Origin of the sequence: Enterococcus sp. HMSC076E04, from assembly GCF_001814285.1 — a bacterium.
Lineage (GTDB): Bacteria > Bacillota > Bacilli > Lactobacillales > Enterococcaceae > Enterococcus_B > Enterococcus_B lactis.
Map to the genome: position 1 here is coordinate 1 of NZ_KV815631.1, position 261 is coordinate 261.

Sequence of the window (261 nt, forward strand, 5' to 3'; positions counted from 1 at the left end):
TATCCGTATAGTTGATTTTTTCTTCTCTGAATTCATAAAATTTTTGTGCGTATGTTTTTTTAGAAACCATCGTTCCTTTTTCAATAGAATCACCGATTCGCCATAACCAGCAAGCTTGTAGTCTACTTGAGCAATTAAGAAATTCTAAAACTGCCTCCTGATGACTATTTAGCCCGTCATATTCTTCTTCCTTGAAAAAAGCATAAGTGAATGGGATTCGATTACGTTCCAAATAAAAATCAATACTTTCTTTTTCTAATA

General features: G+C 32.2%; 1 pseudogene. It reads right to left on the reverse strand.

Features of this window, described 5'->3' with window-relative positions:
- Positions 1–261, reverse strand: a pseudogene (locus HMPREF2961_RS11950) (hypothetical protein); the annotation flags it as partial.